General features: G+C 71.3%; 17 protein-coding genes and 1 tRNA gene. 15 read left to right on the top strand and 3 right to left on the bottom strand.

Annotated elements, in window-relative coordinates:
- Nucleotides 1-44 precede the first annotated feature (44 nt).
- A complete protein-coding gene (pyk, locus tag EDF64_RS07565) occupies nucleotides 45-1,490 on the top strand; it encodes a pyruvate kinase (protein WP_133519420.1) in 1,446 nt (481 codons plus the stop codon).
- Nucleotides 1,491-1,683: 193 nt separating this feature from the next.
- Nucleotides 1,684-2,763: a VIT1/CCC1 transporter family protein gene (locus tag EDF64_RS07560; RefSeq protein ID WP_133519419.1), complete on the top strand. Its 1,080-nt coding sequence runs from the start codon at nucleotides 1,684-1,686 to the stop codon at nucleotides 2,761-2,763.
- 5 nt (nucleotides 2,764-2,768) lie between these two features.
- On the opposite strand, the gene EDF64_RS07555 is transcribed toward EDF64_RS07560, so the two are convergent.
- Nucleotides 2,769-3,308 (bottom strand): HdeD family acid-resistance protein, encoded by a 540-nt coding sequence (locus tag EDF64_RS07555; RefSeq protein WP_166645643.1) that lies wholly within the window; start codon nucleotides 3,306-3,308, stop codon nucleotides 2,769-2,771.
- A 127-nt stretch (nucleotides 3,309-3,435) separates the two neighbouring features.
- Between EDF64_RS07555 and exaC the strand changes: the two genes are divergently transcribed.
- From exaC to EDF64_RS07525, 6 genes are all read left to right on the top strand, one after another.
- Nucleotides 3,436-4,977, top strand: a complete 1,542-nt coding sequence (exaC, locus tag EDF64_RS07550; RefSeq protein WP_133519417.1) for an acetaldehyde dehydrogenase ExaC — start codon at nucleotides 3,436-3,438, stop codon at nucleotides 4,975-4,977.
- A complete protein-coding gene (locus EDF64_RS07545) occupies nucleotides 4,977-5,372 on the top strand; it encodes a DUF779 domain-containing protein (RefSeq protein ID WP_133519416.1) in 396 nt (131 codons plus the stop codon). Before exaC ends, EDF64_RS07545 begins: the two co-directional genes overlap by 1 nt.
- Before the next feature lie 77 nt (nucleotides 5,373-5,449).
- The gene (locus tag EDF64_RS07540; RefSeq protein ID WP_133519415.1) at nucleotides 5,450-6,631 is read left to right on the top strand and encodes a helix-turn-helix domain-containing protein; all 1,182 of its coding nucleotides are present in this window, start codon (nucleotides 5,450-5,452) and stop codon (nucleotides 6,629-6,631) included.
- A 54-nt stretch (nucleotides 6,632-6,685) separates the two neighbouring features.
- A tRNA-Leu gene (locus EDF64_RS07535) sits at nucleotides 6,686-6,767 on the top strand.
- A 99-nt stretch (nucleotides 6,768-6,866) separates the two neighbouring features.
- Nucleotides 6,867-7,472: an ANTAR domain-containing response regulator gene (locus EDF64_RS07530; protein ID WP_071291723.1), complete on the top strand. Its 606-nt coding sequence runs from the start codon at nucleotides 6,867-6,869 to the stop codon at nucleotides 7,470-7,472.
- 115 nt (nucleotides 7,473-7,587) lie between these two features.
- Entirely contained in the window at nucleotides 7,588-8,058 is a 471-nt protein-coding gene (locus EDF64_RS07525) for a GNAT family N-acetyltransferase (protein WP_133519414.1), read from the top strand.
- 12 nt (nucleotides 8,059-8,070) lie between these two features.
- Here EDF64_RS07525 and EDF64_RS07520 read toward each other — a convergent pair whose 3' ends face one another.
- Together EDF64_RS07520 and EDF64_RS07515 are read right to left on the bottom strand one after the other, a co-directional pair.
- Nucleotides 8,071-8,454 (bottom strand): VOC family protein, encoded by a 384-nt coding sequence (locus EDF64_RS07520; protein WP_133519413.1) that lies wholly within the window; start codon nucleotides 8,452-8,454, stop codon nucleotides 8,071-8,073.
- A 58-nt stretch (nucleotides 8,455-8,512) separates the two neighbouring features.
- Nucleotides 8,513-8,881: a hotdog fold thioesterase gene (locus EDF64_RS07515; RefSeq protein ID WP_111114758.1), complete on the bottom strand. Its 369-nt coding sequence runs from the start codon at nucleotides 8,879-8,881 to the stop codon at nucleotides 8,513-8,515.
- A gap of 121 nt (nucleotides 8,882-9,002) precedes the next feature.
- Here EDF64_RS07515 and polA point away from each other — a divergent pair, with 121 nt between their 5' ends.
- The 7 genes from polA to EDF64_RS07480 all read left to right on the top strand — a co-directional run bounded on the left by polA (nucleotide 9,003) and on the right by EDF64_RS07480 (nucleotide 19,684).
- Nucleotides 9,003-11,675: a DNA polymerase I gene (polA, locus tag EDF64_RS07510; RefSeq protein ID WP_133519412.1), complete on the top strand. Its 2,673-nt coding sequence runs from the start codon at nucleotides 9,003-9,005 to the stop codon at nucleotides 11,673-11,675.
- Between the two features lie 77 nt (nucleotides 11,676-11,752).
- A complete protein-coding gene (locus tag EDF64_RS07505; protein WP_133519411.1) occupies nucleotides 11,753-13,432 on the top strand; it encodes a DUF885 domain-containing protein in 1,680 nt (559 codons plus the stop codon).
- A gap of 184 nt (nucleotides 13,433-13,616) precedes the next feature.
- Entirely contained in the window at nucleotides 13,617-15,080 is a 1,464-nt protein-coding gene (rpsA, locus tag EDF64_RS07500; protein ID WP_133519410.1) for a 30S ribosomal protein S1, read from the top strand.
- Between the two features lie 95 nt (nucleotides 15,081-15,175).
- Complete coding sequence (gene coaE / locus EDF64_RS07495; protein ID WP_133519409.1) at nucleotides 15,176-15,778, top strand: dephospho-CoA kinase; 603 nt, start codon at nucleotides 15,176-15,178, stop codon at nucleotides 15,776-15,778.
- Nucleotides 15,775-16,839: a BPSS1187 family protein gene (locus tag EDF64_RS07490; protein ID WP_133519408.1), complete on the top strand. Its 1,065-nt coding sequence runs from the start codon at nucleotides 15,775-15,777 to the stop codon at nucleotides 16,837-16,839. The genes coaE and EDF64_RS07490 overlap by 4 nt, the downstream gene beginning before the upstream one ends.
- A 44-nt stretch (nucleotides 16,840-16,883) precedes the next feature.
- A complete protein-coding gene (locus tag EDF64_RS07485) occupies nucleotides 16,884-18,392 on the top strand; it encodes a class I adenylate-forming enzyme family protein (protein WP_133519407.1) in 1,509 nt (502 codons plus the stop codon).
- The gene (locus EDF64_RS07480) at nucleotides 18,389-19,684 is read left to right on the top strand and encodes an acyltransferase (protein WP_133519406.1); all 1,296 of its coding nucleotides are present in this window, start codon (nucleotides 18,389-18,391) and stop codon (nucleotides 19,682-19,684) included. Before EDF64_RS07485 ends, EDF64_RS07480 begins: the two co-directional genes overlap by 4 nt.
- The last annotated feature ends 270 nt before the right edge of the window (nucleotides 19,685-19,954 follow it).

The raw sequence follows: 19,954 nt of genomic DNA, 5'->3' as shown, positions 1-19,954 counted from the left end.
CAGCGCGGAAACCCAAGCACCATCCACCACCACGAAGGAATCCATTGAGACGCGCAAAGATCGTTTCGACGCTCGGACCGGCAACGTCGGAGTACGAGACCGTCAAGGAGATCATCGAAGCGGGCGTCGACGTCGCCCGCCTCAACCTCAGCCACGGTGACTACAGCGTCCACGAGGCCAACTACGTGAACGTCCGTCGCGCCGCGGAGGAGCTCGGCAAGCCCGTCGCGATCCTCGTCGACCTGCAGGGTCCGAAGATCCGCCTCGCGAAGTTCGCCGACGGCCCGCACGAGCTCGCGGTCGGTGACGTCTTCACGATCACGACCGAGGACGTGCCCGGCTCGAAGGAGATCTGCGGCACCACGTTCAAGGGCCTCCCGCAGGACGTCAAGCCCGGCGACCCGCTGCTCATCGACGACGGCCGTGTCCGCCTCCGCGTGCTCGACACCGACGGCGTCCGTGTCCGCACCGAGGTCGTCGTCGGCGGCACCGTGTCGAACAACAAGGGCATCAACCTGCCCGGCGTCGCCGTGAACGTCCCCGCGCTGAGCGAGAAGGACGAGGCCGACCTCCGCTGGGGCATCCGCCAGGGCGCCGACCTCATCGCGCTCTCGTTCGTCCGCAACGCCTCGGACGTCGTCCGCGCGCACGAGATCATGGACGAAGAGGGCAAGCGCCTCCCCGTCATCGCGAAGATCGAGAAGCCGCAGGCCGTCGACGCGCTCGAGGAGATCATCGACGCCTTCGACAGCATCATGGTCGCCCGCGGTGACCTCGGCGTCGAGCTCCCGCTCGAGGCCGTCCCGATCGTGCAGAAGCGCGCCGTCGAGCTCGCCCGCCGGATGGCGAAGCCGGTCATCGTCGCGACCCAGATGCTCGAGTCGATGATCTCGTCGCCGATCCCGACCCGCGCCGAGACCTCCGACGTCGCGAACGCCGTCCTCGACGGTGCCGACGCGGTCATGCTGTCCGGTGAGACGAGCGTCGGCGAGTACCCGGTGCAGACCGTCCGCACGATGGCCCGCATCGTCGAGTCGACGGAGGACCACGGCCTCGAGCGCATCGCGCCCCTCGGCACGAAGCCGCGCACCCTCGGTGGTGCGATCACGCTCGCCGCGGTCGAGATCGCGGAGTTCACCGAGGCCTCGTACCTCTGCGTGTTCACCGAGTCCGGCGACTCCGCTCGCCGCATGTCGCGCCTCCGCCACGGACTGCCGATCATCGCCTTCACCCCGAACGAGGCCACCCGCCGCCGCATGGCGCTGACGTGGGGTGTCCGCTCGTTCCTGGTGGAGCGGAAGACCCACACCGACGAGCTCTTCTCGCAGGTGGACGACGTCCTGCTCGAGAACGGCCTCGCCTCGCCCGGCGACCGTGTCATCGTGACGGCCGGGTCGCCTCCCGGCATCGAGGGCTCGACGAACGACCTCCGGGTGCACCGCGTCGGTGACGCGCACGCCGAGGCCGCGCCGGCCTACGTGCGCGACTGACAGCAGCGTCCGACGTCCGACGGGGCGCGGACTGGAGGCACGGCGCGGCACGCGCGCGTCGCCTCCGGTCCGCGCCCCGTCGCGTTCTCCCTCCACCATCTCGCCTCACGCGCGTCCCTCCACAACCGTCAGCCGACGTCGGGAGTCCACAGGGCGCCCTGGTGGCGAGCTCCTGTCGTCAGGACCGGGCAGGATGAGTGGTGTGAGCCTCCAGACCGGATCCACGGCGCAACGCGCCGACGTGCGCCGTTGGCGCCGCTACCTCGCCGACGAACGCGCCGAGGCGGCCGTGTACCGGAACCTCGCCGCGCGGCGTGACGGCGAGGAACGCGAGATCCTGTCGGCGCTGGCCGAGGCCGAGGGGCGGCACGAGCAGCACTGGCTCGAGCTCCTCGGCGAAGACGTCGGGCGGCCGCAGCGGGGGAGCCTGCGCACGCGCGTGCTCGCCGCGCTGGCGAAGCGGTTCGGGTCGGTCTTCGTGCTGGCGCTCATGCAGCGCGCCGAGGACCGCTCGCCCTACGCGGACGACGACGACGCGACCGCGCAGATGGCGGCCGACGAACGCATCCACGGCGAGGTGGTCCGCGGGTTGGCCAACCGGGGACGCATGCGGTTGTCGGGCACGTTCCGCGCGGCGGTGTTCGGCGCGAACGACGGACTCGTGTCGAACCTCGCGCTCATCATCGGCATCAGCGCGTCCGGGGCCGACCGGCACTTCGTCCTCCTGAGCGGCATCGCGGGGCTGCTCGCCGGCGCCCTCTCGATGGGGGCGGGGGAGTACGTCTCGGTGCGGTCGCAGCGCGAGCTCCTCACGGCCTCGGCCCCGCACCCTGAAGCCGGTCGCGCCGTGGCCGACCTCGACGTCGACGCGAACGAACTCGCCCTCGTCTACCGGGCGCGCGGGATGACCGAGCCCGAGGCGCAGGCGCACGCCGCCGAGGTCCTGCGCGGCACGGCGACGACCAGCACCGCGCCGACCGACGACCACGAGGCGATCGGCAACGGGATGAGCGCGGCGGTCTCGAGCTTCTGCTTCTTCGCCTCCGGCGCGATCATCCCGGTGCTGCCGTACCTGATCGGGCTCGAGGGCTGGCCGGCCATCGCGGTCGCCGCGGTCCTGGTCGGCATCGCGCTCCTCGGCACCGGAGCCGTCGTGGGCGTGCTGAGCGGTGCGTCGCCGCTGCGTCGCGCACTGCGGCAGCTCGCCATCGGCTTCGGCGCCGCGGCGGTCACGTACGCCCTCGGGCTGCTCTTCGGCACCGGCAGCGCGTAGCGGGACTAGCGCCGCACCGCAGCTCGGGGCGGCAGGAGCAGGAGCGCCGCGGCCCCGACGACGATGAGCGCGATGCCCGAGAACACCATGAACACCGTCAGCGCGAGCCCCGGGGCGACGAGCACCACCACGCCACCGAGGATCGACAGCACCGCGCTGACGATCGTCGGGACGCGGGACGAGCCCGGGTGGCCGACGAACCCGCCGACGAGCGAGGCGATGCCCTCGACGATGAACCCGATGCCCGCGAGGACGGCGTAGACCACGAGCGGCACGGCCGGGTCGAGCAGCGTCACGAGTCCGGCCACACCGACCAGGGCTCCGACCACGCCGGAGGTCCACCGCCACGCCGGCGGGGTGCCGTGCCCACGGACGGCGGCGAACACGCGGAGCGCCCCGGCGACGACGAGGTACACGCCGAACAGCAGCGCGACCACGACCAGCGACGGGCGCGGCCAGACGATCGCGACGACCCCGAGGGCGATTGCCACGACGGCGGTGACGACGACGAACACCCGGAAGGTCCGGACGGCACGAGAATCCACGAGCACTCCTCCCTGTCAGAACTGCTCGTCTCGACGCTACCGCGCAACCGGATGCAACGTGCGGCGACGTAGCGTGCGGACAGGCGCGGATCCAGCGCCCCGACAGAGTCGTCGAAAGGTGTCCACCATGACCATCGCACCGTCGCCCACCAGCTACGCCGCACCCGGCGAGGAGGGCTCCCTCGTCTCGTTCCGCTCCCGGTACGACCACTTCATCGGGGGTGAGTACGTGCCGCCGACCGGCGGGCAGTACTTCGAGAACCCGACCCCCGTCACGGGGAAGACCTTCACCGAGGTCGCTCGCGGTGACTCCACCGACGTGGACCGCGCCGTCGCGGCGGCGTGGAAGGCGTTCCCGGCCTGGGGCCGGACGAGCGTCGCCGAACGTGCCGGCATCCTCAACAAGATCGCCGACCGGATGGAGGCGAACCTCGAGATGCTCGCCGTCGCCGAGACGTGGGAGAACGGCAAGCCGATCCGCGAGACCATCGGCGCCGACATCCCGCTCGCGATCGACCACTTCCGGTACTTCGCCGGCGCGATCCGTGCGCAGGAGGGGTCGACGGGGGAGATCGACCACGACACGGTGGCGTACCACTTCCACGAGCCGCTCGGCGTCGTCGCGCAGATCATCCCGTGGAACTTCCCGATCCTGATGGCGGTGTGGAAGCTCGCGCCGGCCCTGGCCGCGGGCAACTGCGTCGTGCTCAAGCCCGCGGAGCAGACCCCGGCGTCGATCCACGTGCTCATCGAACTCATCCAGGACCTCATCCCGGCGGGGGTGCTCAACGTCGTCAACGGCTTCGGGTTCGAGGTCGGGGCGCCGCTCGCGCAGCACCCCGAGGTCCGGAAGGTCGCCTTCACGGGGGAGACCACCACGGGCCGGCTCATCATGCAGTACGCGTCGCAGAACCTCATCCCGGTGACGCTCGAACTCGGCGGCAAGAGCCCGAACCTCTTCTTCGCGGACGTCGCGCAGGAGAAGGACGCCTTCTACGACAAGGCACTCGAGGGCTTCGCGTTCTTCAACCTCAACCAGGGCGAGGTGTGCACGTGCCCGTCCCGCGCACTCGTGGCGAAGGAGATCTACGACGGGTTCGTCGCGGACGGCCTCGACCGGGTGCGCGCGGTGAAGCAGGGCCACCCGCTCGACCTGTCGACGATGATCGGCGCGCAGGCGTCGAACGACCAGCTCGAGAAGATCCTGAGCTACATCGACATCGGCAAGCAGGAGGGCGCGAAGCTCCTCACCGGCGGCGAGCGAGCGGACCTCGGCGGCGACCTGTCGGGTGGCTACTACGTCATGCCGACGGTGTTCGAGGGCGACAACTCGATGCGGATCTTCCAGGAGGAGATCTTCGGACCGGTGCTCGCCCTGACGTCCTTCAGTGGCTACGACGACGCGATCTCGATCGCGAACGACACCCTGTACGGCCTCGGTGCCGGGGTGTGGAGCCGCGAGGCCACGACGCTGTACCGCGCCGGCCGCGACATCCAGGCCGGTCGCGTGTGGGAGAACACCTACCACCAGTACCCCGCCGGGGCGGCGTTCGGTGGGTACAAGCAGTCCGGTGTCGGTCGTGAGAACCACAAGATGATGCTCGACCACTACCAGCAGACCAAGAACCTGCTCGTGTCCTACGCCGAGGGCCCGATGGGCTTCTTCTGATGACGACCGACCGGGTCACCGTCACGCCGGCGGCGGGGGAGCTCCTCCGCTCCCTCGCCGCACGGCACGGGCCGCTCATGTTCCACCAGTCCGGTGGCTGCTGCGACGGCTCGAGTCCGATGTGCTACCCCGTCGGCATGTTCCTGACCGGCCCCGGTGACGTGCTCCTCGGCGCGCTCGAGGTCGACGGGATCGCCCCCGTCGAGGTCTACATGTCGAAGTCCCAGTTCGAGTACTGGAAGTACACCGCGCTCACCATCGACGTCGTCGACGGCCGGGGCGGCGGCTTCTCCCTCGAGGTCCCGGAGGGCAAGCGGTTCCTCACCCGCTCGCGGATGTTCGACGACGCCGAGCTCGTCGATCTCGGCCTGGTCCCGGTGGCGCGCCGGACGTAGGCTGACCGCGACGGCTGCGACGACGCGGCCGACCACCCCGGCGTGACGGTGCGGCGGGCGACCCGGACGGAGGACGCATGCGCGCTCCCGGGTCGCTCCGCCCGCTGGTCGCCGCCTCGTGGCAGCGGTCGGCCCGCGTCGACCCGGACGGTTCGCCGACGCTCGCCCTCGACCACGACCAGCTCGACGCCGCCCGCCGCGACGGCCCGCTCGCGGTCCTGCTGCCGGTCGTCCGGCGGCTCCTCCTCGACGAGACCCGCTCCGCGGACTGCGTGGTGGCCGTCGGGGACGCCGACGGTCGGCTCGTGTGGGTCGACGGCGCCCGCGGAGCCCGCCGTGCCGCCGAGGACATGGGGTTCGTGCCCGGCGCCGACTGGGCCGAGGAGCACGTCGGCACGAGCGCTCCCGGCACGGCGCTCCGCATCGACCGGCCGGTGCAGATCCGGTCCGAGGAGCACTACGCGAACGCGGTGAAGCCGTGGTCGTGCAGCGCCGTCCCCGTCCACGACCGTGCGGGCACCGTCGTCGGCGTGCTCGACGTCACGGGCGACGACCGCGCGGTGGATCGGCACACCCTGCCGCTCCTCACCGCCACGGTCGCCGCCGCCGAGGCGGAGATCGCCCTCGCCGACCTGCGACCGCTGCGAACCGACCCGCCCTCCTCGACCCGGCCCGAGGTCGCCGAGCTGCGGCTGCTCGGCACCGACGTCGCCACCCTCCGCACCGAGCACCGGACCGTCCACCTGTCGGCTCGCCACTCCGAGGTGCTCGCGATCCTCGCGGCGCACCCGGACGGCCTCGCCGCCGAGGACCTGGCGCTGGCGGTGTGGGGTGACCCCGGCGCCCTGGTCACGCTCCGCGCGGAGCTCGTCCGCCTCCGTCGCGTCCTCGCCGCGGCCGCGCCGGGCGTGACCCTGACGTCGCGGCCGTACCGCCTGTCCGGTCTCCGCACCGACGTCGACGGCGTGCTGTCCGCGCTCGACCGCGGGGCGCGCCTCCAGGCCGTCGACCGGTACGACGGACCGGTGCTCCCGGGGTCGGCCGCACCGGGGGTCGACGCCCTCCGCGACCGGGTGCGCGGCCGGTTCCGCGAGGCGGTCGTCGCCGACGGCAGCGTCGACGCGCTCCTCGCGTGGTCCCGCACGCCGGACGGATCCGCGGACGCCCGGGTGCTCCGCGCCCTGCTCGCGGCGTTGCCGCGGCGGTCGCCACGGCGGGCTGGTCTCGTGGCGACGATCGAGGCGCTCGAGGGTCGCTGAGCGGGTCGGGGACGGCCTGGAGGCGCGGGTCGGGCTGGTACTGTTGGCCTCCTCGCGAGTGTGGTGGAATCGGCAGACACGGGGCACTCAAAATGCTCTGCCTCACGGCGTGCGGGTTCAAGTCCCGCCACTCGTACAAGGGCGGCTCACGGCGTGCGGGGCAGTTCCCGTACCGCGCGTACGAAACTGCCTGGACTGACGTGCTCGACGTCCGTCGTCTAGTAGGCTGCATCCTGTGAGTGACACAGAAGCAACTGCAACAGCACCCCGTCGCGTCGTCGTCGCCGAGGACGAGTCGCTCATCCGCCTCGACATCGTGGAGATCCTCCGCGACAACGGGTTCGACGTGGTCGGCGAAGCCGGTGACGGCGAGACGGCCGTGCAGCTCGCCACCGACCTCCGTCCCGACCTCGTCGTGATGGACGTCAAGATGCCGCAGCTCGACGGGATCTCCGCGGCCGAGAAGCTCTCCAAGAACCACATCGCTCCGGTGGTCCTCCTCACGGCGTTCAGCCAGAAGGACCTCGTCGAGCGTGCGACCGAGGCCGGCGCGCTCGCCTACGTCGTCAAGCCCTTCACGCCGAACGACCTGCTCCCCGCGATCGAGATCGCCCTCTCGCGGTACCAGCAGATCATCACGCTCGAGGCCGAGGTCGCCGACCTCGTCGAGCGCTTCGAGACCCGCAAGCTCGTCGACCGGGCCAAGGGCCTGCTCAACGAGAAGATGGGCCTCACCGAGCCCGAGGCGTTCCGCTGGATCCAGAAGGCCTCGATGGACCGCCGGCTCACCATGCACGACGTCGCGAAGGCGATCATCGAGCAGCTCAGCGCCAAGAAGTAGTCGCTCACCGACGCTCCGCCGGACGCCGCCTCCCCACCCGGGAGGCGGCGTTCCTGCGTTCCGGGCGCCGCGGGACGGCCCCGCCGCGGGGCCGGCCACCTGGCAAGCTGGGGCGATGGACGACGTGGTGATCCGTGCCTCCAGGCCGGACGACATGGCAGCGGTGGCCGACCTGCGGTGGCGGTGGAGCGTGGACGAGGGCGGGGCGACCGCCGGCGTGACGGCGGCCGCGTACCGCGACGCGATGACGGCCTTCGCGGCCGAGCACCCGGACACCCACCGGTGCGTCGTCGCCGAACGCGACGGGCGGGTGCTCGGGATGGCGTGGCTCGGGCTGGTCGCACGGCCGCCCACGCCGGACCGACCTGGGCGACGGCTGACGGCCGACGTGCAGACCGTCTACGTCCACCCCGAGCTGCGCGGCCACGGTGTCGCGAAGCGGCTCGTCACCGCCCTGCTCGACGTGGCCGACGCGCTCGGGGTCGAGCGGGCCTCGGTGCACTCGAGCGTCGACGGCGAGACCCTGTACCGGCGGCTCGGGTTCGGGGACGCCCGACTGCTCCTCCAGCGGCCGCCGGAGGACTGAGCCGGACGCGGCTCAGCCGCGCGCCGGCAGCTCCTGCAGGGTCCAGGCGTTCCGGTCGGGGTCGGTGAAGAAGACGAACCGGCCCCAGGCGAGTTCGTCGACCCCGACCGCGTCCACGCCGAGCCCCTGCAGGTGTGCGAGGGCCGCATCGGCGTCCGGCACGACGACCTGGATCGACTTCAGCGAGCCGGGCAGGACGTCGGGGGACATGATGCCCTCGCCGAACGCGATCGAGCAGGCGGAGCCGGGCGGGGTCGCCTGGACGAACCGGAGCTCGTCGGAGACGCGCTGGTCGTGGTCGATCGAGAAGCCGATGCGCTCGTAGAACTCGCGGGCGCGGTCGACGTCGCTGACCGGGACCATGATGAGTTCGATCTTCCAGTCGGTGATGGGCATGGTCACTCCTTCGTGACGGCCCGGTGCGCGGTCGGCGCGGTGCTGCGGTGCGACCGCGTCAGCGGGCTTCGCGGATCATGTTGGTGATGCGCACGGTGGAGCAGCGCCGCCCCTGGTCGTCGGTGAGGACGATCTCGTGCGTGGTGAGCGTGTTGCCGAGGTGCAGCGCGGTGCAGGTGCCGGTCACCAGGCCGCTCGTGGCGCTCCGGGAGTGCGAGGCGTTCAGCTCGATGCCGACGGCGTAGCGGCCGGGACCGGCGTGGACGGTGGCCGCCATCGAACCGAGGCTCTCGGCGAGGACGACGAACGCGCCGCCGTGCAGGAGGCCGACCGGCTGGCGGTTGCCCTCGACCGGGATGGTGCCGACCGCGCGCTCCGCGGAGAGCTCGGTGATGACCATGCCCATCTTCTCGGCGAGTTCACCCATGCCGCGCTCGGCGAGCTTCGCGATGCCCTCGGGCGAGCCCGTCGCGCCGGTGCCGGTGGTGGTCGCTTGGTCGGTCACGCTGGCGGACTCCCGTGTCGGATGGCGTCGGTAGGCTGTCCGGGTGTCGGACTCCGCAAAGCCTACCCTCATGGTCATCGACGGCCACTCGCTCGCCTTCCGCGCCTTCTACGCGCTGCCGGTCGACAGCTTCGTGAACCGCGAGGGGCAGCACACGAACGCCATCCACGGCTTCATCTCGATGCTGCTCATGCTCCTGCAGCGCGAGAAGCCGACGCACCTGGCGGTCGCGTTCGACATCTCCCGCTTCTCGTTCCGCACCCGTGAGTACGAGGACTACAAGGGCACCCGCTCCGAGACCCCGGCCGAGTTCAAGGGGCAGATCCCGCTCCTCCAGCAGGCACTCGAGGCGATGGGCATCACGACGGTGACGAAGGAGGACTACGAGGCCGACGACATCCTCGCCACCTTCGCCCGACAGGGGTCCGAGCAGGGGTTCCAGGTCTACGTCGTCTCGGGTGACCGCGACTCGATCCAGCTCGTCAACGACGACGTCACGCTGCTCTACCCATCGGTCCGCGGCGTCTCCGAGCTCACCCGCTACGACCGCGACAAGGTGTACGAGCGGTACGGCATCGAGCCGCACCAGTACCCCGACATCGCGGCCCTCGTCGGTGAGACGAGCGACAACCTGATCGGCATCGACAAGGTCGGCGAGAAGACGGCGGTGAAGTGGATCACCCAGTTCGGCTCGCTCGACGCCGTCCTCGAGCACGCCGACGAGATCAAGGGCGTCGTCGGCAACAACCTGCGCGAGCAGAAGGACCGGGCGATCCGGAACCGCAAGCTGAACCGCCTCGTGAACGACGTCGAGCTGCCCGTCGGCCCGGCGGACGTCGCACTCCGTCCCCTCGACGAGGACGCGGTGCGCGAGCTCTTCGCCAAGCTGCAGTTCCGCACGCTGCTCGACCGGGTCTTCAAGGTCGCGGGCTCCGGCGAGCCCTCCGAGTCGAGCGCGTCCGAGGGCACGATCGACAGCGGTGCGCCGACCCCGCCGCCGGTGAAGACCCTGATCGACGAGGAACTCGGCTACTGGCTCGAGCGCCGCAACGCGTCCGAGGCGGCCAACGGCTACGGCGTCGCGGTCGAGGTCATCGACGGTCGGCTGAGTGCGATCGGCATCGCCACCCACGACGACGCCGTGATGGTGCCGGGGGGCAGCGGCGCGAAGGACTACGAGCAGCTGGCGGCGTGGTTCGCCTCCGACGCCCCGAAGCACTTCCACGACGCCAAGGCCGCGATCAAGGCGCTCGCCACCGTCGGGTTCCAGGTGAACGGCATCGCCGGTGACGCCCGGATCATGGGCTGGCTCGCCCAGCCCGGCAAGCAGGGACAGCCGCTGGGCGACCTCGTCTACCAGGAGCTCGGCGAGGAACTGCCCACGGGCGACCCGAACCAGCTCGTGCCCGAGACCGACCCGGTGAACGTCGGGGTGCACGCGTGGTTCGTGCTCCGTGTGACGACGGCCCTGCGCGCCCGCATGGACGAGTCGTCCCTGCGGGTCCTCGACGACATCGAGCTGCCGATCGTGCCGGTCCTCGCCGGCATGGAGACGATCGGCGTCGGCATCGACCGGCCGGTGCTCACCGGGCTGTCGCACGACCTGGGGGAGCGCGCCGCGGAACTCGCGCAGCAGGCCTTCGCCGAGATCGGACACGAGGTGAACCTCGGCTCGCCGAAGCAGCTGCAGGAAGTCCTGTTCACCGAACTCGCGATGCCGAAGACCCGCAAGACGAAGACGGGCTTCTCGACCGACGCCGCGAGCCTCGCCGACCTGCAGGACCAGCACCCGCACCCGTTCCTCGGCCTGCTCCTGCAGCACCGTGACGCCACGAAGCTGCGCCAGATCGTCGACACCCTCGACGCCTCGGTCGTCGACGGCCGGATCCACACGCGCTACGAGCAGACCGGCACGAGCACCGGCCGGATCTCGTCGACGGACCCGAACCTGCAGAACATCCCGGTGAAGACCGCCGAGGGACGACGGATCCGGTCGGCCTTCGCCGTGGCCGAGCCGTACACGACGCTGGTCACCGCCGACTACTCGCAGATCGAGATGCGGATCATGGCGCACCTGTCCGGCGACCCCGGGCTCATCCAGGCCTTCAACGAGGGCGAGGACCTGCACCGCTTCGTCGGTGCCCGGGTGTTCTCGGTCGCGCCGGCCGACGTCACGCCGGAGATGCGTACCAAGGTCAAGGCGATGTCGTACGGCCTCGCGTACGGTCTCAGCCCGTTCGGGCTCTCGAAGCAGCTCCGGATCGAGCAGTCCGAGGCCCGGACGCTCATGAACGAGTACTTCGCCCGCTTCGGCGCGGTCCGCGACTACCTCCGCGGCGTGGTCGAGCAGGCGCGGGAGGACGGCTACACCGAGACGATCTTCGGTCGCCGTCGCCCCTTCCCGGACCTGAAGAGCCCGAACCGCGTCCTGCGTGAGAACGCCGAGCGTGCCGCGCTCAACGCGCCGATCCAGGGGTCGGCGGCCGACATCATGAAGATCGCGATGCTCGGCGTCGCCGAGGACCTGCGCGAGGGCGACCTCGCGTCGCACCTGCTCCTGCAGGTCCACGACGAGCTCATCCTCGAGGTCGCGCCCGGCGAGCAGGAGCGGGTCGAGGACATCCTCCGCACCCGCATGGGCGCCGCCGCCGAGCTGAGCGTGCCGCTCGACGTGTCCGTCGGGGTCGGTGCGAACTGGGAAGTCGCCGCCCACTGACGGTCGCCACGGGGCGAGTTTCGCCACGGCGCGAGTGGGGCTCGGTCGGGCGGTCGAGGCTCGGTAGGGTCGAGAGCATGACCGAAGACCGTCCCGTCCGCCAGCCGTCCGCCGTCGACCGCGTCGCCGAGGACTGGGTGTCCACCCTCGTCGACCTCGACCCCACCGTCGCCACGTACATCGGCGTGCCGGGGCGCACGGGCGAGTACGGCGACACGTCGCCTGCCGGTGCCGCCGCGATGGCCGACGCCGCGCGGGCCACGAAGCGTGCGCTCGACGCCGCCGAGCCGGTGGACGCCGTCGACCGCGTGACGAAGACCGACCTCGGTGCCGAGCTCGACCTCGTGCAGGAGAGCTACGACCGGAAGCTCCACCTGCGCGACCTCAACGTCATCGCGAGCCCCGCGCAGGCCGTCCGCGAGGTCCTCGACCTCATGCCCACCGCGGGGGAGTCCGACTGGCACGACATCGCGAGCCGGCTCCACGCCCTGCCCGACGCGCTCGAGGGCATCCGCGAGACCCTGCTCGAGGGCACGCGCGAGGACGTCACGCCGGCGAAGCGCCAGGTCGAGCTCATCGCCGAGCAGGCCGCCCGCAACGGCGCCGAGGACGGCGTCTTCCGCCAGCTCGTCGACGGTGCCGCGTTCGACGACGGCGGCACGGTGCCGGACGCGCTCCGTGCCGAACTCGCCCGTGGGGCCGAGGTCGCCGCGGCCGCGTACCGGTCGTTCGGCCAGTTCCTCGAGCACGAGCTGCTGCCCCTCGCCACCCCGGTCGACGCCGTCGGTCGCGACGCCTACGAGCTGCACTCCCGCCGGTTCCTCGGCGCCGTCGTCGACCTCGACGAGACGTACGAGTGGGGCATCGAGGAACTCGCCCGGATGCGTGCGGAGCAGGAGCGCATCGCGGACCGCATCGAGTCCGGCGCGAGCGTCGCCCGCGCGATCGAGGTGCTCGACACCGACCCGGCCCGCGTCCTGCACGGCACCGACGCGCTGCAGCGGTGGATGCAGGAGACCAGCGACGAGTCGATCCGCGAGATGGACGGCAAGTACTTCGACATCGCGGACCCGATCAAGCGCCTCGAATGCCGGATCGCCCCCACGCAGGAGGGCGGCATCTACTACACCGGCCCCTCCGACGACTTCTCGCGCGCCGGCCGCATGTGGTGGTCCGTGCCGCAGGGCGTCACCGAGTTCGGCACCTGGCGCGAGAAGACGACGGTCTACCACGAGGGCGTCCCCGGACACCACCTGCAGATCAGCCAGGGCGTCTACAACCGTGGGGAGCTGAACACGTGGCGGCGCCAGCTGTCCGGGTCCTCCGGCCACGTCGAGGGCTGGGCGCTCTACGCCGAGCGGCTGATGGAGCAGCTCGGGTTCCTCGACGACGACGGCGACCGGCTCGGGATGCTCGACGGACAGCGCATGCGTGCCGCCCGCGTGGTGCTCGACATCGGCGTGCACCTGCAGAAGACCAACCCGGACGGCGGCGGGTGGACGTGGGAGTACGCGCTCGACTTCATGCGCCAGAACGTGAACATGTCCGACGCCTTCGTCCGGTTCGAGGTCGCCCGGTACTTCGGGTGGCCGGGGCAGGCGCCGTCGTACAAGGTCGGACAGCGCGTCTGGGAGTCCATCCGCGACGAGGTCGCCGCGCGCGAGGGATCGGCGTTCGACCTCAAGGCGTTCCACCACCGTGCCCTGGCCCTCGGCAGCATCGGCCTCGACACCCTGCGGACGGCGCTGCTCGACTGACCGGACGTGGCGGGGCCGTCGGGTCCCGCCACGCCCGACACGCCGGTTGTGGGGGCTCGCCCACTCCGGTTAGACTTGTGCGGCGCAATCCGCGTCACACACTCAACCGCCACGGCGGCGATCACGGGGGCTCGAACCTCCTGCCGCCACGGCCCGACTCATGTCCGTTCGGAGCAATCTCTACATGACAACCACTACGACCAAGGCTCCTAAGCAGGTCGCCATCAACGACATCGGTTCGGCTGATGACTTCCTGGCCGAGGTCGAGAAGACCCTGAAGTTCTTCAACGACGGTGATCTCATCTCCGGCACCGTCGTGAAGATCGACCGCGACGAGGTCCTCCTCGACGTCGGTTACAAGACCGAGGGTGTCATCCCCTCGCGCGAGCTCTCGATCAAGCACGACGTCGACCCCAACGAGGTCGTCGAGGTCGGCGACGAGGTCGAGGCCCTGGTTCTCCAGAAGGAGGACAAGGAAGGCCGCCTCATCCTGTCGAAGAAGCGCGCGCAGTACGAGCGTGCGTGGGGCGACGTCGAGAAGATCAAGGAGTCCGACGGCGTCGTGACCGGCACGGTCATCGAGGTCGTCAAGGGCGGGCTCATCGTCGACATCGGCCTCCGTGGGTTCCTCCCGGCCTCGCTCATCGAGCTGCGCCGCGTCCGCGACCTCACGCCGTACCTCGGCCAGGAACTCGAGGCGAAGATCCTCGAGCTCGACAAGAACCGCAACAACGTGGTCCTGTCGCGTCGCGCCCTGCTCGAGCAGACGCAGTCCGAGTCGCGCACCACCTTCCTCAACAACCTCCACAAGGGCCAGGTCCGCAAGGGCATCGTGTCGTCGATCGTCAACTTCGGTGCGTTCGTCGACCTGGGTGGCGTCGACGGTCTCGTCCACGTCTCCGAGCTCAGCTGGAAGCACATTGAGCACGCCAGCGAGGTCGTCGAGGTCGGTCAGGAAGTCACCGTCGAGATCCTCGAGGTGGACCTGGACCGCGAGCGCGTGTCTCTCTCGCTCAAGGCCACGCAGGAAGACCCGTGGCAGGTCTTCGCCCGCACCCACGCGATCGGCCAGATCGCACCGGGCAAGGTCACGAAGCTCGTGCCGTTCGGTGCGTTCGTCCGTGTCGCCGACGGCATCGAGGGCCTCGTGCACATCTCGGAGCTCTCGAACAAGCACGTCGAGCTCGCCGAGCAGGTCGTCTCGGTCAACGACGAGGTCTTCGTCAAGATCATCGACATCGACCTCGACCGTCGTCGCATCTCGCTCAGCCTCAAGCAGGCGAACGAGGGCGTCGACCCGGAGAGCACCGAGTTCGACCCGGCGCTCTACGGCATGCCGACCGAGTACGACGACAAGGGTGACTACAAGTACCCCGAGGGCTTCGACCCGGAGACGAACGAGTGGCTCGAGGGCTACGACACCCAGCGCACCGAGTGGGAGGGCCAGTACGCGGCCGCCCAGGCGCGTTGGGAAGCCCACAAGGCGCAGGTCGCGAAGACCATCGCCGACGAGGCGCAGGGTGGCTTCGACCTCCCGGCCAGCGCTTCCACCTCGGCGTCGTTCACGAGCGAAGCGAGCGGCCCGGGCACCCTGGCCGACGACGCGTCGCTCGCGGCACTCCGCGAGAAGCTCAGCTCGACCAACTGATCGAGCGGCTCGTCCGTTCCGGAAGCCCGGCATCCCTGAGAAGGGGTGCCGGGCTTCCGGCCGTTCCGGCAGGCGCGCTCGCTACGCTGGAGACCGTGCGCATCATCGGTCTCACAGGCGGCATCGCCGCGGGCAAGTCGACGGTCTCCGCTCGGTGGGCGGAGCACGGGGCCGTCGTCGTGGACGCGGACCGGCTCGCCCGTGACGCCGTCGCTCCGGGCAGCCGGGGGCTCGCGCAGGTGGCCGAGCGGTTCGGCCCCGGCGTGATCGCGGCGGACGGTTCGCTCGACCGGCCGGCCCTCGGCGCGATCGTGTTCGCCGACGCGGCCGCCCGCAAGGACCTCGAGGCGATCACCCACCCGGAGGTCTGGCGGCTCGCCCAGCAGGCGTTCGACGCCGCCGAGGCTGCCGACCCCGAGGCCGTCGTCGTCTACGACGTCCCGCTCCTCGCCGAGGCTCGCGGGAGCCGCCCGCTGCACTTCGATGCCGTCGTGGTCGTGGACGCTCCGGCGGCGCAGCGGATCGAGCGGCTCGTGGCGCACCGCGGCATGCCCCGTGACGAGGCCGAGCGCCGCGTCTCCGCCCAGGCGACCGACGCCGAACGCCTCGCCCTGGCCGACCACGTCGTCGACGCCACCGGCACGCTCGACGACACGATCCGATCGGCCGACGCCGTGTGGGAGCGCCTCACCCGATGAAGCACCGGGTGCTCCTCGTCCTCGCGGCCGTCCTGCTGATCGCGATCGGCGGTGCGAGCCTCGTCGCCGCAAACGTGCTCGGCGGGCAGCGCGTCGAACAGCACGGTCGGGTGGCCGCCGCCGACCGGCCGCACGGCGACGAGCACGGACCGGAGGGCGAGTTCCACCGGTTCCGTCTCGGCACGATCAACGGGCAGCGGCTCGAACCGAACCGCGACGACTTCGCCGCCCGCACGGACGCCCAGGGGCCGTTGCTGCTGTTCCTGCCCGCGACCCGTGCGAAGCCCGCCGACTACCAACTGTTCCTCAGCACCGCGCTGCAGGACGGCTACCACGTGCTCGGACTCGACTACTGGAACCTCGGCAAGACCCTCTCCGGCACGTGCGAGGCCGACCCGCAGTGCTACGGCCAGGTCCAGCGCAACCGGTTCGACGGCAGCCGACCGTCGTCGTTCAGCTCGGTGCGGCCCTCGGGATCGATCGTGTCCCGGTTCCGCGACGCCGTCGCGTACCTCGAGGACCACGACCCCGACGGCGGCTGGGGTCGCTTCGTGCGCGACGACCGCGACATCGCGTGGAACGACATCGTCGTCGCCGGCCACTCGCAGGGCGGGGGTGAGGCCGCGTACATCTCCCACATCCGCTCGGTGCGCGGGGCGCTGATGTTCTCATCGCCGGTGGAGTCGCTCGGTGCGGAGCACGCCGCGTGGATGGACCGGCCCGGCAGGACACCCGTCGACCGGATGTACGCCGTCGACGACGTCCGCGACGTCTTCGGGCCGCGGATCCGGGGGTCGTGGACCGTGCTCGGCCTCGACGGCGAGAACGGCCCCTTCCGCACCGACACCGCGCCACCGGGCACCGGCGGTGACCCCCACGCGATCCTGACGGACATCCGGGTGGGGACACCGTCGGAGTCGCACTCGCGGATCATCAAGGACTCGACGCCGCTCGGACAGGACGGCACGCCCCGGATGCTCCCGCTCTGGCAGTGGCTCCTCAGCCGGTTCCCGGCCGAACCGACGCCGGCAGCGACCACCGGGGCGACGACCGCGCCCTGAGTCCTGCTCGGAACGGACATAGGAACGAGCAATACCCTGAGACCGTGCAGCGAGCCGGCGAAGAACGACCCGACCTGCGCTCGGTCATCAGCGTCCGTGCGGCGCAGGACGGCGGGCGCACCTACCTCGAGGACGCGCGCAGCGACCGCGTCCTGACCTACCGCGCCCTCGACGACGCCGTCACCGCGTGGTCCGCCACGTTCGACGCGATCGGCGTCGCCCCGTCCGGCGCGGTCCTCGTCGACCTCGGTGACCCGCTCGCGTTCGCCGTCGTGCACCTCGCCGCCGTCGCCTCCGGGCGCCGAGCGGTCCCCGTGGACACCGGCCAGCCGACCACCGAACCCGGCCGTCTCGCCGACCTGATCGGCGGTGCCTCGATCGTGGTGTCGGACCGTGCCGTGGACGCGACCGTCTCCGGGGCGCCCGCCAGCGGGATCGACGCGGCCACGTTCCTCCCGGCCGGCGTCCGCGACGGCGACCTGCCGTCGGAGGGTCCGGACGCACCGGGCGAGGGGTCCGTCGTGCTCTTCACCTCCGGGTCGACCGGCACGCCGAAGGGTGTCGAGCTGCCGGAGTCGCAGCTGCTGTTCGTGGCGCGCGCCGTCGCACGCCACAACGCGCTCACGCCCGAGGACCGCGGGTTCAACTCGCTGCCCCTCTTCCACGTCAACGCCGAGGTGGTCGGCCTGCTGGCGACGCTCGTCGCCGGCGCGACGCTCGTGCTCGACCGCCGGTTCAGCCGGACCGGGTTCTGGGAGCTGCTGGCCGAGCGCCGGATCACGTGGCTCAACGCGGTGCCGGCGATCCTCGCCGTCCTCGCGAAGACCGGGCCGCTCGCGTTCCCGCCCGGGCTGCGCTTCGTGCGCAGCGCCTCGGCACCGCTGCCGGACCCGGTCCGCGTGGCGCTCGGGGACGTGCCGCTCGTGGTCAGCTGGGGGATGACCGAGGGAGCCTCGCAGATCACCGCCACACCACTCGGAGCTCCGGCCCGGGTCGGGACGGTCGGCGTGCCCGTCGGCTCCGAGGTGCAGGTCCGGGGCGAGGACGGCACCGTCCTGCCCGCGGGCGAGGTCGGCGCGCTGTGGGTCCGGGGCGAGGGCATCGTGCACCGGTACCTGTTCGGCCGCGCCGCCGAGCGCTTCGACGCCGACGGGTGGCTCAGCACGGGCGACGTCGGTTCCGTCTCGGAGGACGGCTGGGTCTCGCTCGCCGGCCGCTCCGACGACGTGATCAACCGCGGCGGCGAGAAGGTCTACCCGTCCGAGGTCGAGGACGTGCTGCTCGGGGACGACCGGGTGCTCGAGGCCGTCGTCGTCGGACGCCCGCACGACGTCCTCGGCGCGGTGCCGATCGCGTACGTGATCCCGCAGCCCACCGAACCCGGCGAGTCGATCGACGCGGACGCGCTCGTCGCCGACCTCACCGCGCGTGCCGAGGCCCGGCTCACGCGCTTCCGTCGTCCGGTCGAGATCGTCGTCGTGCCGGACCTGCCACGTGCGCCGACCGGGAAGGTCCAGCGGGCGAAGGTGCGCACCATGGCGGAGCACGCGTGAGCGAGCAGACCCCGACCCGCACCGCCGAGGGGAAGCCCCGGCACCTCTACGAGGTCGACGTCCTCCGCATCCTGACCTTCGCGTGCGTGATCGGCGTCCACACCACGAGCCACACCGTGGCGAGCGACGACGTGCCGTTGAACGCCCTGCTCGGCCTGCTGCACTTCACGCGCCTGGTGTTCTTCTCGCTCACCGCGTTCGTCCTCGTCTACAGCTACACGCTCCGCCCGCGCCCGATGGCGCAGTTCTGGCCGAAGCGGTTCCTGCTCGTCGGTGTGCCGTACCTGGCGTGGTCGTTCGTCTACGTCGGGTCGTCCTGGCTCCTCGACGCCACCCGCCGCGGCGACGTCCCCGACCTCGTCCGCACCCTCGCCGAGGGGATCGTCACCGGCACCTCGTGGTACCACCTGTACTTCCTGCTCGTGACGATGCAGGTGTACCTGCTGCTGCCCGTGATCGCCTGGCTCGTCCGGACGACCCGCGGTCACCACGTCACCGTCCTCGTCGTGTCGCTCGTGCTGCAGCTCGTCGTCTTCGCCGGGTACAAGTACTTCCCCGCGAGCGACGCCTGGATGCAGGGGTACCAGAAGCAGTTCTTCTTCTCGTACGTGTTCTTCATCGTGTCCGGTGCGATCGCCGCCGACCACGCCGACGGGTTCCTCCGGTTCATCCGGGTGCACCGGGCCGCCGTCCTCTGGGGCTTCGCCGGCACCGGCGTGCTCACGCTCGGCGTCTGGGCACTGCAGGTCGGCCTCGGGCAGTCGCTCTACGCCGCCGGCACCCCGCTCCAGCCGGTCCAGGTGGTCTGGAGCACCGCCGTGTTCGTCGGCTTCCTCGCGATCGGTGCGCGGTGGGCCGACCGACGTCGCCCCGGGAGCCCCCTCGCCCGCGTCGTCGGCTACGGCTCGGACCGGTCGTTCGGCATCTTCCTGAGCCACCCGTTCATGATCTGGATCCTGCTCTCCGGCGACAGCTGGCTCGAGCGGGTCGTGCCGAAGCCGTGGCTCACGCTCGTGACCTACCTGCTCGTGCTCGTGCTGTCCGTCGCGGTGACGGAGCTGTTCCGCTGGACGCCGCTGTCCGTGCCGCTCACGGGGCGGCCGTCGCTCGCGTCGCGCGGGCAGCGGGAGGCTCGTGCGCGGAAGCGCGGTGCGGTCGCGGGCGGTGCGGGATCGGCTGCGGTCGCGCCTGCGCCTGCGCCAGGGCCTGCGCCGCGGTCGCCGGAGCCGGTGGAGCCGGACGACGCGCTGGTCGGCGAGACCGACGACGTGGGGCGGCGCGCAGCGCGCTGAGCGCGGCGTGCGTGCGCGCGGGCGCGGGCGTGCATCGCACGGTGCGAGGGGCGCGGCCCGGGTTCGCACGGTGCGCGGGCGAGTGGTGACGGCCTGGAGGCGCGTGGCGGGCTGGCACCGCGCCTCCAGGCCGTCAGCGTGGTGCGTTCCCGCCCATCGCAACCGACGTGGAAAGCGGGATCGCGCATAGGGAGACCGATCTTCGGTCTCCCTATGCGCGATGCTGCCTCCTGTGCGCGGAACGGGCACCTTCGCGCGGAACGGGCACCG

The organism is Curtobacterium flaccumfaciens (assembly GCF_004361695.1).
In the GTDB taxonomy this organism is placed as follows: Bacteria; Actinomycetota; Actinomycetes; order Actinomycetales; family Microbacteriaceae; genus Curtobacterium; species Curtobacterium flaccumfaciens_B.
Note: the sequence above shows the minus strand (reverse complement) of the source record. Positions and strands in the feature narration are given on the sequence as shown.